Origin of the sequence: Imperialibacter sp. (genome assembly GCF_040222385.1) — a bacterium.
In the GTDB taxonomy this organism is placed as follows: Bacteria; Bacteroidota; Bacteroidia; order Cytophagales; family Cyclobacteriaceae; genus Imperialibacter.
In genome coordinates this window covers 161,819-178,789 of the sequence record NZ_JAVKDF010000042.1, presented here as the reverse complement: position 1 = coordinate 178,789, position 16,971 = coordinate 161,819, and the positions used below count along the sequence as shown (strand labels likewise).

Here is a 16,971-nt window from a genome sequence, read left to right as displayed (position 1 = left end):
TCAAGGCTCATCCGTAAATGCCATATCAAATAAAACTAGTATGGAATCACTTTTTGAACAAAGACCTGCACTTATTCTAATAGACATACAAAAAGCCTTTGAAGATGTTGCGTACTGGGGTGGACAGCGAAACAATCCCAACGCAGAACAGTATGCATCGGAGCTGCTCTTTATTTGGAGAAAGCACCAGTTGCCAGTCTTCCATGTTCGACATTGTTCTGCCAACCCCCGGTCGCCGCTACACTCTTCCAACCCGGGCAATGCTTTTAATGAACTGGTGGAGCCGCTACCTGGAGAGCCTGTGGTAGAAAAAAGTGTCAACAGTGCTTTTATTGGCACGGATCTGCAAAAGCGACTGAATGAAAAAGGTATTGACAGCCTGGTTATTGTGGGGTTGACTACAGACCATTGTGTTTCTACCACAACAAGAATGGCCGGCAACCTGGGCTACAAAACCTATTTGGTGCACGACGCCACAGCCACTTTCAACAAAATCGGACACGACGGAAACGAGTATTCTGCTGGAGTCATTCATGCCACTGCATTAGCAAGTTTGAAAGACGAGTTTGCACAGATTGTTTCAACCGATTCGCTAAAAGCGATGGCACCAATATTGAATTAAATAAAATCGCTCCAAATGATCGTTGCAAACCGCTGTCCGGATCAGGAAATTCTCACACGGCTAAGGAATAAAGTCAATAACGGAGACAACCGGGTGCTGGAATGGCCCGATGTGGTAGTAAATGGCCATTATCAGGTGTTCGAGAAGGAGATACCCGAGAGCTCATTCACTATTTTTTCTGTCAATACCGACGGGCTGGTGACGCTTACCACAAAAGACCGTGATGTCAGGTTTTGCAGAGAGACTATTTGTGTTGTTAACCCCTTTGAGCACTTCAGCTTCTCAATTCGTGACTCATTACCTGTGAACATTATGAATGTGCACCTGGGCTTTGATACTTACAACGAACTCCTTTCCAGTATCCTGTCGGACGATGAGAGGCTGCTTGACAACCTGACCGGACGCAGTGAACCCTATCTGTTTGATAACCGCCTTTTTTTCAATGAGCCCCTGTTTAGAGGTAAGTTACTTAGCTACCAGCGTGACAACGGCGACGAATACCTCTTAGAGTTGATGGATGTGATTGGAGGACTGATTGGCAAAAACAGTAAATCTGCTATGAGGATTCCGTCGCAAAAAAGTGCGACAAAAGCTGAGCTTTTCAAAAGAGTGGCCATCGGCAGAGATATCATTTTCAGTCAGTATAGTGACCCCTCTCTTACGGTAGACGCCCTGAGCAGAGAGGTGCTGATGTCGAAGTTTCATTTTATCAGGGTATTCAGGCAGGCTTTCGGCTTCACGCCTCATAAACTAATTCAGCAGGTGAGGGTGAGAAAAGCACTTGAATATATCAAGAGTGGAGAGATGACTATAACCGACGTAGCTGAGAAAGTTGGCTTTCAGGAGGCTAACTCTCTTTACCCTTTGATAAGAGGGAGACGATTTGAATTTAATTAGCAATTTCGAATAGCTGGCGGAGGCTGACCTGAGGCTAGTTTTGTGTCAAAAACAACGGAGACATGGAACTACAACTCATTCGAAATGCTACGGTGAAGTTATGCTATGGTGGTATTACTTTTTTGATTGACCCTTATTTGGGAGAAAAACATAGCCAACCCTCGCTGGCAGGACGGTCTGAAAATCCAACGGTTGATTTGCCATTTAGCATCAAAGAGGTGATGGAAGGTGTTGATTACATTATTGTCTCTCATCTGCATCCGGATCATTTTGATGACGGAGCTCGGCGTAATCTCTCCAGGCAAGCCCCCATTCTTTGTCAGCCTGAAGATTTGGCCGCACTCAAGTCAAGTGGTTTTGGAAACACCCGGGCCATTGCTCAGGAGTTAGACATCCAGGGGGTGAGCATCACCCGAACGGACTGTCAGCATGGCTCAGGTGAGATTCTGCCGCTGATGGGCGTTGCATCTGGTTTTGTATTCCGGCATTTGGAAGAGAAGACTCTTTACTGGTGTGGCGATACGGTTTGGTACGATGGAGTGCAGCAGGTGATCGACAGGCACAATCCAGGTATAATTGTCTGTCATGCAGGAGGAAACGCTTTTTTGCAGTCCTACAATGTATTTGGGCCAGCTTTTTCTGGTGACAGTGAGTCACTGGTGATGGACGCAGAGCAGGTGTTAACGCTTTGTGACTACGCTCCGCAAGCGCAGGTGGTGGCTACGCATATAGGAGCCCTGGACCATGACACCTTTACCAGGCAGGAGCTTCGGAACAAGGCAGCCACGCAGGCAGAAAGAGGACAGCTTCTGGTACCCGAAGACGGAGAGGAAATGATTTTTTAACAACAGATGATATGACCAGCATTGAAAAAAGAGTAAAAAAATTGGGGCTTGTTCTGCCGGATCCGTCAACGCCGGGTGGTAACTATTCTTCATGCAATTCCCGGGGAAACCTCGTATCGGTGGCGATACAGTTTCCGATAAAAAATGAAGAATACCTTTACCAGGGGAAGCTGGGCGCCGACCTGGACACCGAGGCTGGCTATCAGGCCATGCGCCTGTGCGGGCTCAATGTGTTGGCGCAGATAAACAAATATTTCGAGCTTGAACATATTGAAGGACTCAACCATGTCGACATATTTTACCGCAGTACCGATGACTGGGACGATGCCCCAAAGGTGGCCAATGGCGCTTCTGATCTTTTTGTAGAAGTGCTTGGCGAGAAGGGTCATCACTCACGGGCTATCATTGGCGTACATGCCTTGCCACGACAGTTTTCGGTTGGGCTCGCCGTAACCCTGACCTTGCGCAGGCGAATTCCGTGGATTTTCGCCTGACTACCAGTTTGAAACCGGGCTTAATTTATTCAGGAGGTGGTGGATGTAGCCCGAATTGAAAAAGGACTCCCAAGGCAAAACGTTTGAACAATGGAGTACATCAAAGATGAAAAGTAAACCGGTAACAACTTAGGCTTTTGGTGGCCTTTGCTTTCCCTGTTGACGGCACCGACTTGTGGTTCACCCAACGGGGCATCTACTCCTATCCCTCACGCTGAGAACCTGAAGGGATTCACCAGCAAGGCCGCCGCTGCACTACAGTCTCCATCGCAACGTCATCTCGATCCGCTACCCCGATGGCTATCGGGAGGCGGAGAGAGATCCCCATGACCTTGCAGTGTCTTCTAAAGACTCACTGCTATCATCACCTTACAGATCGTTTCCATCTGAAGCTTCCTCTCATCTCCACTCAAGCCTGAGCCGATTCCCTTTCAAGCTTGTGTCGACTGTCGCTGAAGCTTCGACCTTTTCCTGCTCAAGCTTGTATCGTTAACGGTGCTAGCTTGTTCCGTTTACATTTGAAGCTTCAACCGGGTCCGACTGAAGCTTCAACCAGAACTCATTGAAGCTTCAACGGGAGCTCATTGAAGCTTCGACAAGAGTCCATTGAAGCTTCAACGGAAAACGCTCATTTTTTGCTGAGGGAAAGTGGGTGATTTATCACGTATTTAGGAAGTTGATTGTAATAAAATGCCTGTTTTCGTTATTATGAAATAATGCAAATATTGAAGGGCAGCTTATGGCGACTTTTAGAGCAGATTTCGATGCATGACTTAAGATGGATGCAAAAATTCGGGTATGCAAATACAATCGATTGAAATGTAAAGAATGTGCTTTATTGAGATGTGTTTTAAACGACGAAACTCCAAAATGGTTTACCTTTATAAGGCGTTTCTTTATCAATCAGGATAAAAAAACTAAATGAGAAAAATAATAGAATTTTTTTCTAATAATTGGAGTGAGTAGGGGTGTTTTGGCACTAATATTGAAATGAGAATTACTGTACGAAATGAACTGAATATTCCCTCTCACAAAGCTTCGTTCAAGGCGCCAGACAGGTTTTCCAAAGTTGGTTTTTCGTCATAAGTACACCTTAAATCATTTATTCACATTTTAACAATTTTCAATTATGTCTATTTTGTATAAAACCATCCGCAAAGCCGAGCCGGGAGTGGCAGGCGGCGGTCAATACAAGTTCTACGCAGGTATCGTAAGAGAGCGGGAAGCCACTCTCCGGGAAATGGTGAAGGAGATTTCTTCCAGAAGCACCGTTACCACCGCTGATGCCTTTGCTGTTATCGAAAACTTTTTGGAGCTGGTGCCTAAGTTTCTGCGCAACGGTCGCAATGTGAACCTTGGGCAGCTGGGTCGTTTCAAAGTGAATTTGAAAAGCAAAGGGCACGAGCTACCTGGTGAAGTAAGTAACTACAGCATTCTTGGTAGCAAGGTGTCTTTTACCCCTAGCCTGGAAATGAAGGAGGAGCTTATGACCATCAGGTACACCAAGGCGGCCGGCCATGAGCAGGACTTTGAAGAGGAGGCTGAATGATAAGTGTCCTTAAGGCTAAGGTCCTAACCTAGAATCCCGCAGCGATCTGCGGGATTTTTTTATGTGGGTTGGTGGTGAGGGCTGCAGTTTCTGAAGCTACCGCTAATTCTTGAAATAATTTACGAAGGAAATTTGCTAGGTTTTAATCGAATTGTTCCCTAAATTTTCACTGGCCAGCCATATTTTTTTAATTATTCCCTGTGAACCTTTCTAAGTGAAGTGTTTTTTCTGCCGACAAATGGCAGAAACTTCTTATTGTATTCGAGAAATTTTAGGAATTGAGGTAAAAAAAAGCCCCGCATTGTAAGGCGAGGCGGCTTAAATGTTTTACTCATCAAATAGTAGATATAAAAGGAGTTCGTGACACATTCAAAAAGAAAAAGCGAGGACTCGTTAGAATCCCCGCTTTAAATGTTTTCACAACGGAATAATCCTTATTGTGATTTGCTTTCAGGTAGTAAAACTAGAAATAATACCGAATAAGTAAAGACATATGAAAAAGATTTTAGGACTGGATTTGGGGACAAACTCAATTGGGTGGGCACTTATTGAACAAGATTTTGCCGATAAACGAGGACAAATCCTAGGAATGGGAAGTCGAATCATCCCCATGAGTCAGGACATCTTAGGGGATTTTGATAAAGGTAACTCTGTTTCTCAAACGGCAGCAAGAACCAGTTACAGATCTATCAGACGATTGCGAGAACGTCATCTACTCAGAAGAGAGCGTTTACATCGAGTCTTAAATATTTTGGGATTTCTTCCTGAACATTATGCCAGCCAGATTGATTTTGAAAAGCGGCTTGGACAATTCCTTGACGAAACGGAACCCAAACTTGCCTACAGCAAAACCGATTTCATTTTTAAGAGGTCCTTTGAGGAAATGCTAGAAGACTTCAAGAAAAATCAGCCCACACTTTTGAAAAGAAAGAATAAAAAGGGCGAGGATGCGAAGGTTCCTTATGACTGGACAATCTACTATCTGCGTAAGAAGGCCTTAACCTATAAAATTGAAAAAGAAGAGTTGGCCTGGCTGTTGTTGGGCTTTAATCAAAAAAGAGGATACTATCAATTGAGAGGCGAGGAGGAGGAGGAAAACCCTAACAAACTGGTCGAATTTCACTCTTTGAAAATAGTTGATGTCGTACCAGATAATCAGGCTAATAGTAAAGGTGATTTGTGGTATTCGTTGCACCTTGAAAACGGCTGGATATATAGGAGATCGAGCAAAATTGATCTGTCAGATTGGAAAGATAAGATTCGAAATTTCATTGTTACAACTGATTTAAATGATGATGGCTCTATAAAAACGGACAAAGAAGGAGGCGAAAAAAGAAGTTTCAGGGCGCCTGGCGAAGATGACTGGACGCTCTTGAAAAAGAAGACAGAACAGGAGATCGATGAATCTGCTAAAACTGTTGGAGCCTTTATATATGATGCGCTTCTACAAAATCCCAATCAAAAGATAAGAGGTAGGCTGGTTCGCACCATTGAGCGCAAGTTCTACAAAGACGAGTTGAAAGCTATTCTCTCAAAGCAGGTTGAACTACAGCCGGAATTGTTTAAGGACGATTTGTATAATGACTGTGTGCGTGACTTGTACCGCCATAATGAAGCACACCAACTCTCTTTGAGCAAAAGAGATTTTGTACACCTGCTGGTGGATGACATTATTTTCTACCAACGTCCGCTCAAAAGCAAAAAATCATCGATTGGAGACTGCTCATTAGAGTTTAGGGAGTATAAAGCAAAAGATCAGAACGGGAAGGAAGTAACGAAAACGGAGCACCTGAAAGCCATCCCCAAATCTCACCCCTTATACCAGGAATTTAGAGTTTGGCAGTGGCTCTATAATCTCAAAATTCATAAAAAGGATGACGAAACTGATGTAACACTTGAATTCCTCCAAAGCATTGAAGATAAGGAGAGGCTGTTTGGGTTTCTGATGGCACAAAAAGAGGCCGACCACAAATCGGTTCTAAAGCATTTGCTTGAGCCCCTTGCCTTGAAAGGGAAAGCATTGAATGCGGAAATAGCCAAATACCGATGGAACTATGTTTATGACCCCGAAAAGGACGAATCAAAGAAATACCCCTGCAACGAAACCGGTTACGATATCAGGAGGCGGCTGGGAAATGTGAAGAACGTTTCTGACAACTTTTTGACACCCCAAATCGAGCAGCATTTATGGCATGTCATTTACTCGGTTACGGATAAAAAGGAGTTTGAAAAAGCGCTTAAATCCTTTGCCATTAGACATGGGTTAGATGAAGAATCGTTTATTGAAAGCTTCAGAAAATTTAAGCCATTTGACAGCGACTATGCCTCCTACTCCGAAAAGGCTATCAAAAAGCTTCTACCTCTCATGCGCTTAGGAAAATACTGGAATTGGGAAGCGATAGACCACAAAACGAAGGGTAGGATTGATAACATCCTGACGGGAGAGTACGATGAAGAAATGAAAAACCGTGTCCGGGAAAAAGCTATCCATCTGACAGATAAAGAACATTTTCAGGGTCTACAACTTTGGTTGGCACAGTACATTGTCTATGACCGGCACTCGGAAGCGGCTTTGGCAGGCAAATGGAAGTCTGTTGCTGACTTGGAAAAGTATCTGGAAGAATTCAAGCAACACTCTCTGAGAAACCCAATAGTGGAGCAGGTAGTAACAGAAACGCTGCGGGTAGTTCGAGACATTTGGATAAGATATGGAAACGGGGCGGAAAACTACTTTGATGAAATCCACATCGAATTGGGTCGGGAGATGAAAAATACGGCTGAGGAACGCAAGAGGATCACCAGCCAGATTTCAGACAATGAAAACACCAACCTGCGTATAAAAGCATTGATTGCTGAATTAAAAAGCCATAGCGACATTGAAAACGTCCGGCCTTACTCGCCCATGCAACAGGAAGCTCTGAAGATTTATGAAGATGGTGTTTTGAACTCCGGAATAGAAATCCCAGATGAAATTATCAAAATCAGTAAAACAGCCCAACCGACAAAATCCGAGCTCATACGTTACAAACTCTGGTTAGAACAAAAATACCGTTCGCCCTATACCGGTCAAGTGATTCCTTTGAGCCGGTTGTTCACTGAAGATTATCAGATTGAGCACATCATACCACAAAGCCGCTACTTTGATGACAGCTTCAACAACAAAGTGATCTGCGAAGCTGCCGTAAACCAGCTTAAGGATAAACAGCTCGGGTTAGAATTTATTAAAAGCCATCAAGGAGAAATGGTTGAAACGGGGAATGGGAAGCCTCCGGTCATGGTTTTCAATGAGAATGACTACAAAGACTTTGTAGCACAGCATTACAACAAAAACCGTGGCAAGCGCAATAAATTACTACTAGAAGAAATCCCAGAGAAGATGATCGAACGGCAGCTGAATGACACTCGCTATATCAGCAAGTTCATTTCCAACCTACTGGCTAATATAGTGCGTTCCGACAAAGACGATGAGGGAGTAAACTCCAAAAAAATTATACCAGGCAATGGCAAAATCACTTCGACACTCAAGCAAGATTGGGGGTTGAACGACGTTTGGAACGACCTGATCCTTCCCAGGTTTGAACGGATGAATGAGTTAACAAACAGCACTGCGTTTACCTCAAAGAACAAAGAAGGTCACACCATTCCAACTGTTCCAATGGAGCTATCAAAAGGGTTTCAGAAAAAGCGGATAGACCACAGGCATCATGCTTTAGATGCTTTGGTTATTGCTTGTGCCACAAGGGATCATGTCAATTTATTGAACAACCAGTCGGCGAAATCAGATTCGAGGCGCTACGATTTGCAACACAAACTACGCAATACCGAAAAGTGGATAGACAAAGAAGGAAGAGAAAGGGAAAAATTCACGGACTTTAAAAAGCCCTGGAAAAATTTTGCTAGTGATTCTAAAAACGAATTAGAAAAAGTGGTGATTAGTTTCAAACAAAACCTCAGGATCATTAATAAAGCAAGCAATAGGTATCAAAAGTACGAAAACGGTAAAAAAGTACAAGTAAAACAGAAAGGTGTGAATTGGGCGATTCGGAAGTCATTGCACACTCCAATGCCTTACGGGAAGAAAACTTATGATTTTGACATATTGGAAATCGCCAAATCTGTTGGGAAGCGAGAGCATATAATCGATGATGGCGTAAAAGCTAAAGTTGAAAAGGTGCTCGCAGAGTGCGGAGGAAAAATCACTGAAGCGCAAAAGGTGCTAAAAGAGAATCCAATCAATGATGATACTGGCGATCCTATAAAAGTGACAGCATTCAAGATCAAATTGGAAAAGTTCAGAAAACGCCAACCTATCACAGAACTTTCAAATCGTGGACAAGGCGGAATAAAAACACTAGAAGATGCTGTCAAATATATCAACAAAGTGGCTGAACTTAGCCTTCGGAATGATTTGCTCGGTCATTTACGAGAGGCCGACAACGATATAGATAAGGCTTTCAGTGCTGAAGGATTAGAAAATTTCAATACTAAAAGGAAGACTCCTGTCTATAAGCTACCCATTGCCGAAAGTGGCAGTGGTCGTTTTGCTGTTGGAAATAAAATTGGTACAAGGCATAAGTGGGTAGAAGCCGACAAGGGGACAAATTTATTTCTAGCGATTTACACAGATGAAAACGGAAACCGCAGCTACAATACGATCCCGCTAAACATTGTCATTGAGCGGCAAAAACAAGGGTTGTATCCTGTACCGGATTCTAATGAAATCGGAAATAAGTTACTGACGTACCTTTCCCCAAGTGACTTAATTTACGTGCCCTCTCACGATGAAATAGAGAGCCCCAGCCAGATAGATTTTGAGAACTTGAATAGTGAGCATGTTAAAAGGATATATAAAATGGTCAGTACAACTCAAGATAAATTGGAATGTGTGCCAATTCACTATGCATCTCCTATTCTCGTCAATGAAATGGGATCTAACAACAAAAGTCAGAATACTATTGACGGTGTGCAAATAAAGTCAGTCTGCCTCAAGCTTAAAGTAGATCGGCTAGGGAATATCTCCAAAGCTTAATGAAATGATCAAACGCACCCTCTACTTCGGCAACCCCGCCTACCTGAAAAAACAGCAGGATCAGCTGGTGGTGGACTTCAAAGAAGAAGGCCGTCCACCCGCTTCGGTACCTATTGAGGACATTGGCCTGGTGGTGCTGGATCACCAGCAGGTGAGCCTTACCCATGGCCTGGCCAATGCCCTGATCAATAACAACGCTGCATTGCTCTTTTGCGATGAGCGCCACCTGCCCAATGGCCTGGTGCTGCCCATGAGTGCTAACAGCCTGTTTACCGAAAAGCTCAGGGCCCAGCTCGACGCCAGCCAGCCCCTGAAGAAACAGCTCTGGAAGCAGACCGTGCAAGCTAAAATCCGTAATCAGGCTGCTGTGCTGGGTGAATTGGGTTTGCTCACCGATAATATGCAGCGCTGGGCCGAACAGGTAGGCAGTGGCGACCCGGTGAACCTCGAAGGCCGGGCAGCGGCGTGGTACTGGAAAAACCTGTTTGAGCATGTAGACCATTTCACCCGCCACCGCTACGGAGAGCCGCCCAACAACATGCTCAACTACGGCTATGCCATACTGAGGGCAGTAGTAGCCCGCAGCCTGGTGGGCAGCGGATGCCTGCCGGCTATGGGTATCCACCACCGCAACAAATACAATGCCTTTTGCCTGGCCGACGACGTGATGGAGCCCTACCGCCCCTATGTGGACAGGCTGGTGCTCGACATGGTGCACACCATGGACGAACTGCCCGAAGAGCTGGGTAAGGAAGAAAAAGCCCGGCTGCTGACTGTTCCTACCCTGGACGTTAGCATCGATGGCATGAAAAGCCCCCTGATGGTGGCCATGCAACGCACCACGGCCAGCCTGATGGCCTGCTACGAAGGAGAAAGCCGAACACTTGCCTATCCGGAAATGTGAGCAGTGCTGCCGCCACCGAGCGACTCAACCAATACCGCATCATGTGGGTCTTCGTATTTTTTGATTTGCCTACCGACACCAAAAAGGACAGGTACCACTACACCCAGTTCAGAAAGAATTTGCAAAAAGACGGCTTCAGCATGATGCAATACTCCATTTATGTGCGCCACTGTAACAGCCGGGAAAATGCCGACGTGCACATCAAGCGAGTGAAGCGGTTTTTGCCGCCCAAGGGGGAAGTGATTGTGTTTACTTTAACTGACAAGCAGTTTGGCATGATGGAGTTTTTTATCGGGCCGGAAATGAAGGACAGGCCCGATACCCCCCAGCAATTGGAATTGTTTTAAACAAAAAATCCCGGCCCTTTTCGGAGCCAGGATTTAGAAAGTATCGGTCAACATTCGGTCTGTACCACAAGTTGTCTAGTTTTTTGATCCTGTTTGTTCGGTTAATCAGCTGATTACCAGTTTGTAATGGTAGGGTATACTGTTTCCGATACGTCAAAGATCAAAGGTTGAAAGCAAATCACAACGACAGTTTTCACACAACCACTTCGATACTACTGTTTCCGATACGTCAAAGATCAAAGGTTGAAAGCAAATCACAACTCAGAATCTCGATTTGAGATAGAATTTCTTACTGTTTCCGATACGTCAAAGATCAAAGGTTGAAAGCAAATCACAACATGCTTTCTTAATCACTGTTAGCGTACTTTACTGTTTCCGATACGTCAAAGATCAAAGGTTGAAAGCAAATCACAACTGACTTGCCGTTCTTGATGTGTACTTTTTGACTGTTTCCGATACGTCAAAGATCAAAGGTTGAAAGCAAATCACAACTCACCTGGATAAAGGGAATTTACAGGACTGACTGTTTCCGATACGTCAAAGATCAAAGGTTGAAAGCAAATCACAACCTTATTTCCGTCCTTATGATTGACGCATGGACTGTTTCCGATACGTCAAAGATCAAAGGTTGAAAGCAAATCACAACTGAATAATGGGTGCAACTATACAACAATTTACTGTTTCCGATACGTCAAAGATCAAAGGTTGAAAGCAAATCACAACTCTGTAAAGGCGTTCAACTGCAAGCATTCTACTGTTTCCGATACGTCAAAGATCAAAGGTTGAAAGCAAATCACAACTTATATCCTTCAACCTCATCAAATGAAAGCACTGTTTCCGATACGTCAAAGATCAAAGGTTGAAAGCAAATCACAACTTATAATATAGTTCAACCCTGAAAGGGCAAACTGTTTCCGATACGTCAAAGATCAAAGGTTGAAAGCAAATCACAACGGTGCAAATAATGGTGAAGATACTACAAGTACTGTTTCCGATACGTCAAAGATCAAAGGTTGAAAGCAAATCACAACTAATATTGATAAACTTAATAAATTACAAAGACTGTTTCCGATACGTCAAAGATCAAAGGTTGAAAGCAAATCACAACTACAATGAAGAAGGAATGCCAAACGCATATACTGTTTCCGATACGTCAAAGATCAAAGGTTGAAAGCAAATCACAACGGATCATCTAGTCCCAAAATGTCAGCTAGTACTGTTTCCGATACGTCAAAGATCAAAGGTTGAAAGCAAATCACAACACCCAAAGCCAAGCTTCCTTCCCTCCTGAGACTGTTTCCGATACGTCAAAGATCAAAGGTTGAAAGCAAATCACAACGCCAAAGGGCAATTTCCTCCATAGTTTATCACTGTTTCCGATACGTCAAAGATCAAAGGTTGAAAGCAAATCACAACGGAGCGGAAGGGAATTGACCTGAAGCGGTTACTGTTTCCGATACGTCAAAGATCAAAGGTTGAAAGCAAATCACAACGGGGTTTAACTGTTAGAAATAAATACAAAGACTGTTTCCGATACGTCAAAGATCAAAGGTTGAAAGCAAATCACAACCACAACCCGGGCATTTAATGGAGTTACTTTACTGTTTCCGATACGTCAAAGATCAAAGGTTGAAAGCAAATCACAACCTGACCGTGAAAAGGCTTTATCAGGGCAAAACTGTTTCCGATACGTCAAAGATCAAAGGTTGAAAGCAAATCACAACATACGATAAGAACGAGGAAAAGTTAACCTAACTGTTTCCGATACGTCAAAGATCAAAGGTTGAAAGCAAATCACAACTCTATCATCTCTCGTATCTGTGAGACAGCAACTGTTTCCGATACGTCAAAGATCAAAGGTTGAAAGCAAATCACAACCAGTACTACTATCAGTTCACTTCCTTGCCCACTGTTTCCGATACGTCAAAGATCAAAGGTTGAAAGCAAATCACAACCCGGGCCTTTCACCAAACCCAAACAATTAAACTGTTTCCGATACGTCAAAGATCAAAGGTTGAAAGCAAATCACAACGATTTTGCCGGAACCGCCACCTAAGATACCACTGTTTCCGATACGTCAAAGATCATATTTCGCCCTTATGGGCTTGAAAGCAAATCACAACCAAACGAGGTAATTAGGATTCATGAGAAACACTGTTTCCGATACGTCAAAGATCATATTTCGCCCTTATGGGCTTGAAAGCAAATCACAACTAAATCCTCAATAGCTTCTTCTACAAGGTTGTTGTTTCCGATACGTCAAAGATCAATAGGCTGCCCGCCCGGGATGAAAGCAAATCACAACTGGTTGTAGGGGAAGGCTACAGTCATGTTTAATTATACGTACGGATAGTTTTGGTTCACAATCGACAGTAAATTCAGGTCGTTGATTGTTGATTAAACTACACTTGCCATGAAGAATTTCCTTACCCTCCTTTTTTTGATGTTTACTACCAGTCATCTGTTTGGTCAGCCTATGCAAAAACACCGGGTAGTTATCCTGTCCGATATTGAGGCGGAACCCGACGATATTGAGTCTTTCGTCCGGCTGGTGTTGTACTCGAATGTAATAGACATCAAGGGAATGGTAGCCACCACCTCCATTTGGAAGAAAACGAGTGTAGCCCCGGAGTCAATTCGGAAAGTGATCAGGGCTTATGGCAAGGTGCAGCCTAACCTGTTGAAGCATGAGGCTGGTTTTCCTGAGGCCAGCGCTTTGCTGGCGATAGTGAAGGAGGGGCTGCCGGTGTATGGCATGCTGGGAGTGGGCGATGGAAAGGACTCAGAAGGGTCGGATTGGATCATTAAAGTGCTGGAGGAAAAGGACGACCGCCCTTTGTGGGTGACAGCCTGGGGGGGCGTGAACACACTGGCTCAGGCCCTGCACAAGATTCAGAAAACCAAATCGCCGGCAGAAGCAAAAAGGCTCATCGCCAAGCTGCGGGTTTACACCATATCGGATCAGGATGACAGCGGTATTTGGATCAGGAATAATTTCCCCAGCCTGTTTTACATTGTAAGTCCCGGCGACCACTACGGCAGCGCCACATGGAGTGCCATCAACAACGTGATTAAAGGCACAGACAATGAAAAAATAAGCAACCCATGGATAGCGCAGAACATTCAGCAGGGCCATGGCCCGGTGGGGGTGGAATACCCGGACGTAGCCTGGGGGATGGAAGGCGACACACCATCGTTCCTGGGTTTGATTCCCAACGGACTCAATGAGCCCGAGCATCCGGAATGGGGTGGCTGGGGTGGCCGCTATGAGCTCTACAAGCCAGATATTGCCACACTGAAGCAGGGAAGCTCAGGGGTTCCGTTCGAACAGGAAACCAGGCCTATATGGACGGATACCAAGGATAATTATACTCCGTATGTGCCCAGTCTGTACGGACGCACCGTTCGCAGAGATACCGTTTCTTTCAATAACAACAAGGCGACGTTGTTTCGCTGGAGAGACGACTTTCAGAATGACTTTGCTGCCAGAATGGACTGGTGCACTTTGTCGTACGAAGAAGCTAACCACCCGCCAACCCCAGTGCTGGAACATGCCGACCGGCTGACTGTGAAGTCGGGAGAGGGCTTTGGCCTGGATGCCTTTAGCTCCACCGACCCCGACGGAGACAATTTAAGCTTTCTCTGGTTCCACTATCCCGAAGCAGGCAGCTATAAGAAGCAAATAGATATCTCTGCTGAAAACGTACATGGCGTGTATGTGAAGGCACCGGTCGTCGACAAGGAAGAAACACTGCATTTCATCCTGAAACTGTCAGACAAGGGGAGTCCGGTATTAACCAGATACAAAAGAGTGATTGTGACTGTTGTGCCAAAATAGCTAACATCTGAGGTGCTCCAGTCTCTACGCATTGCCGGCAAAGGTTTCGAGCTGGCAAGGTTCGGGTACCTGCCTCGGACATTTGTGGTAATCCTTTCGCTGTGAAGAAAAAACAAGTAGCTTAGCGAGCCCTGGGGGATAACAGGCAAAGTGGTGTTGTTTCCAATCAGTGCACAATTTAAAAAAATCATCCAATGTTCAGGCATCAGGGCAAAAGCAGAACGGTAAAACACAACCTGCAAATTGCTACTGTGCTTTCCTTCGTAGCTGGCATTGTGAATGTGACCGGGTTTCTGTCTCTCAAGCAATTAACTACCAATGTGACCGGCCACTTCGCACTGTTTATCTATGACGTGTCAAATCTGGAGTTTTGGAGAGGGACGGTGTATTTCCTTTACATTTTCTCTTTCTTCTTTGGCTCGTTCCTGTCAAGCTTTCTTATTGAGCTCTTTCGGGAAAATAAAAAATGGAATGTTTATGTTTTGCCCACAACAATTGAGTCTCTGGTTTTGCTCTCTATCGGGCTGTTGAGCAATGTAGTGGACATCAGGTATCCTGACGTCATCGCCTGTTTGCTGCTTTTTGCCATGGGGCTACAGAACTCCTACGTAACAAAAATTTCGAATACAATCGTAAGAACCACCCACCTTACAGGACTTTTTACTGACCTGGGCATTGAAATTTCCCAGCTACTGTTCCCTAAATCGCATCCGAACAGGGAAAAGCTAAAATCGACTATCAAACTGCGCATATATATTATTTCATTCTTTTTTGCCGGTGGGTTGGCCGGTGGGTTTTTCTATTCCAAAATCGACCTGAAATTGAATACGCTGATTTTTGCTGGCCTGATTTTGCTCTTGAGTTTGCTATACGACGATTTTAGATACAAGCTGATAATGGCTCGAAGAAAATATCGCCAGTCAAAGAAAATGCAGTCGGCTACCTCTAACTGAGTGCAGCTACCGGCAAGGGTAGCTGCAAAAGCTTTTTGTGAAGTGATGCAGTGCCTTTTTGTTGCTATTTCCCCTCCACGAATTCCTTCAAATTTTTACCTACAATACTAGTCCAGCCGGCAGCGAAGTTCTCTGGCGCCAGGTCAGGGTTGCCACTGTTGAAGCTTTCAAGGTTGGCGTGAGTGAGGCGCACCAGTGTGGAATTCCCCTGGTCAAACAGCTCCCAGGTCACGTAGGAGATGCCTGGCTCTCCGTCGTAGCGCCAGCTGTGGGTTAGCTTTTTCTCCTTAATCACTTCCGTCACCTCGCAAATGTGCAAATATTGTTTTCCGTCGGGAGGCCCTCCGGTAAAGGAAAACTCAAAACCTACCTCAGCCTTGAACTCGGCCAGGTCAAAGTACCAAACCTTCATTTTGTCTTTGTCGGTAATGGCTTCCCATACTTTTTTCACGGGCGCCTTGTATGTTTTTTCTATGGTGAATGGAGTCGTCGCCATATTTAGTGTTTGTTTACAGGTGATTATACAGTTCGGCGTATTGCGCCTTCAGGGTTTCTTGTCTATCGGGGGTGTTTGAGGTTAAGTTATTGCCTGCCAGTGTTTCTTCCAGTGTGTCAAGCATAAAATGCCAGCCCGCCGGAACGGACTTTGCCCATTGTCCATCCACTTTACTGTGGGTAAGTGTGAGAAGGCATCGTTGAGGGGCCAGCTTCCTAATCTCCCAGGTCACGAGTTCCTCTTCCCAGTAGTATTCAAACAGCTTGTTAGGAACGATCCTGGTTATCTTTCCAAACGATTCAGAATTGTCGGGTTCAGGAAAGCGGATGACCATTTTGCCACCTGGTTTAAATTCCATTTCTGTTGCCATGAACCAAGTCGCCAGCTTCTCAGGATTTGTAATTGCTTCCCAAACAGCTTCGGAACTAAATGGCAGCTCCCGCTCGAATACCACTTTGTACCCGTCGGGTTCATTGGTGAGCTTTCCGGGGTTTAACATGTTGCTCATCATTTCTTATCAGTCTTGTTTTGTGCTTTGGTCATTTTCCAGAAAGGCCTCCAGTGCATCCAACTTTTCCGTCCAGAATGCTCTCATCTTCGCTGTCCAGTCGGTAACTTCCTTCAATCCATCGAGCCTGGCGCTGCAATAGCTCTCCCTTCCTCTTTTTTCAATATCGATCAGCCCGCACTCTTTCAGCAGCTTTAAATGCTTGGCCACTGCCGGCCTGCTGATGTCGAACTTGTCGGCTACGGTGTTAAGATTCAGAGGCTGGCTGGCAAGCATCGTAATGATCTCTCGCCTCGTGGGGTCAGCAATGGCTGTGAATACGTCTCTTTGCATTAGGGAACCTTTTGGTTTCAAATATATAAAGGAAACCTTTTAGTTTCCTAATATGACTAGCCATTTTTTTCAATAGCTGCCTGAGGCTGGTTTTGGACGCCTCTGGCTACAAATTCTTGGGTTTCAGTGGTGATCAAAATGCGAGGCCGCTGAATA

13 protein-coding genes and 1 CRISPR repeat array are annotated in these 16,971 nt (G+C 44.8%); of the genes, 10 read left to right on the top strand and 3 right to left on the bottom strand.

The genetic code is table 11. The annotated features are described in order from the left end of the window. Positions 1 to 40 precede the first annotated feature (40 nt). From RIG68_RS22890 to RIG68_RS22845, 10 genes are all read left to right on the top strand, one after another. On the top strand, positions 41 to 622 hold the full coding sequence (locus tag RIG68_RS22890; RefSeq protein ID WP_350070254.1) for a cysteine hydrolase family protein: 582 nt from the start codon (positions 41 to 43) through the stop codon (positions 620 to 622). A 15-nt stretch (positions 623 to 637) separates the two neighbouring features. After that, on the top strand, positions 638 to 1,519 hold the full coding sequence (locus RIG68_RS22885) for a helix-turn-helix transcriptional regulator (protein WP_350127805.1): 882 nt from the start codon (positions 638 to 640) through the stop codon (positions 1,517 to 1,519). A gap of 62 nt (positions 1,520 to 1,581) precedes the next feature. Then, on the top strand, positions 1,582 to 2,364 hold the full coding sequence (locus tag RIG68_RS22880) for an MBL fold metallo-hydrolase (protein ID WP_350127802.1): 783 nt from the start codon (positions 1,582 to 1,584) through the stop codon (positions 2,362 to 2,364). A gap of 11 nt (positions 2,365 to 2,375) precedes the next feature. Then, positions 2,376 to 2,858 carry a RidA family protein gene (locus tag RIG68_RS22875; protein WP_350127799.1) on the top strand — a complete coding sequence of 161 codons (483 nt, stop codon included), beginning with the start codon at positions 2,376 to 2,378 and terminating at the stop codon, positions 2,856 to 2,858. Between the two features lie 1,129 nt (positions 2,859 to 3,987). Next, a complete protein-coding gene (locus tag RIG68_RS22870; RefSeq protein ID WP_151999146.1) occupies positions 3,988 to 4,407 on the top strand; it encodes an HU family DNA-binding protein in 420 nt (139 codons plus the stop codon). Between the two features lie 493 nt (positions 4,408 to 4,900). Continuing rightward, a complete protein-coding gene (gene cas9, locus RIG68_RS22865) occupies positions 4,901 to 9,436 on the top strand; it encodes a type II CRISPR RNA-guided endonuclease Cas9 (RefSeq protein WP_350127796.1) in 4,536 nt (1,511 codons plus the stop codon). Between the two features lie 4 nt (positions 9,437 to 9,440). Next, positions 9,441 to 10,340: a type II CRISPR-associated endonuclease Cas1 gene (cas1, locus tag RIG68_RS22860; RefSeq protein ID WP_350127793.1), complete on the top strand. Its 900-nt coding sequence runs from the start codon at positions 9,441 to 9,443 to the stop codon at positions 10,338 to 10,340. Beyond that, positions 10,337 to 10,687, top strand: a complete 351-nt coding sequence (cas2, locus tag RIG68_RS22855; RefSeq protein ID WP_350127790.1) for a CRISPR-associated endonuclease Cas2 — start codon at positions 10,337 to 10,339, stop codon at positions 10,685 to 10,687. The genes cas1 and cas2 overlap by 4 nt, the downstream gene beginning before the upstream one ends. A 138-nt stretch (positions 10,688 to 10,825) precedes the next feature. Beyond that, a CRISPR array of direct repeats spans positions 10,826 to 12,719; the repeat unit is 47 nt; unit sequence ACTGTTTCCGATACGTCAAAGATCAAAGGTTGAAAGCAAATCACAAC. A gap of 381 nt (positions 12,720 to 13,100) precedes the next feature. After that, positions 13,101 to 14,525 (top strand): DUF1593 domain-containing protein, encoded by a 1,425-nt coding sequence (locus tag RIG68_RS22850; protein WP_350127787.1) that lies wholly within the window; start codon positions 13,101 to 13,103, stop codon positions 14,523 to 14,525. A gap of 194 nt (positions 14,526 to 14,719) precedes the next feature. Continuing rightward, the gene (locus RIG68_RS22845) at positions 14,720 to 15,478 is read left to right on the top strand and encodes a YoaK family protein (RefSeq protein WP_350127784.1); all 759 of its coding nucleotides are present in this window, start codon (positions 14,720 to 14,722) and stop codon (positions 15,476 to 15,478) included. 64 nt (positions 15,479 to 15,542) lie between these two features. On the opposite strand, the gene RIG68_RS22840 is transcribed toward RIG68_RS22845, so the two are convergent. The 3 genes from RIG68_RS22840 to RIG68_RS22830 are packed head-to-tail and all read right to left on the bottom strand — an operon-like array spanning position 15,543 to position 16,815. Beyond that, positions 15,543 to 15,974, bottom strand: coding sequence for an SRPBCC family protein (locus RIG68_RS22840; RefSeq protein WP_350127781.1), 432 nt, complete (start codon positions 15,972 to 15,974; stop codon positions 15,543 to 15,545). 13 nt (positions 15,975 to 15,987) lie between these two features. Further along, the gene (locus RIG68_RS22835; RefSeq protein ID WP_350127778.1) at positions 15,988 to 16,485 is read right to left on the bottom strand and encodes an SRPBCC family protein; all 498 of its coding nucleotides are present in this window, start codon (positions 16,483 to 16,485) and stop codon (positions 15,988 to 15,990) included. A 6-nt stretch (positions 16,486 to 16,491) separates the two neighbouring features. Continuing rightward, complete coding sequence (locus RIG68_RS22830) at positions 16,492 to 16,815, bottom strand: ArsR/SmtB family transcription factor (RefSeq protein ID WP_350127775.1); 324 nt, start codon at positions 16,813 to 16,815, stop codon at positions 16,492 to 16,494. Positions 16,816 to 16,971 lie beyond the last annotated feature (156 nt).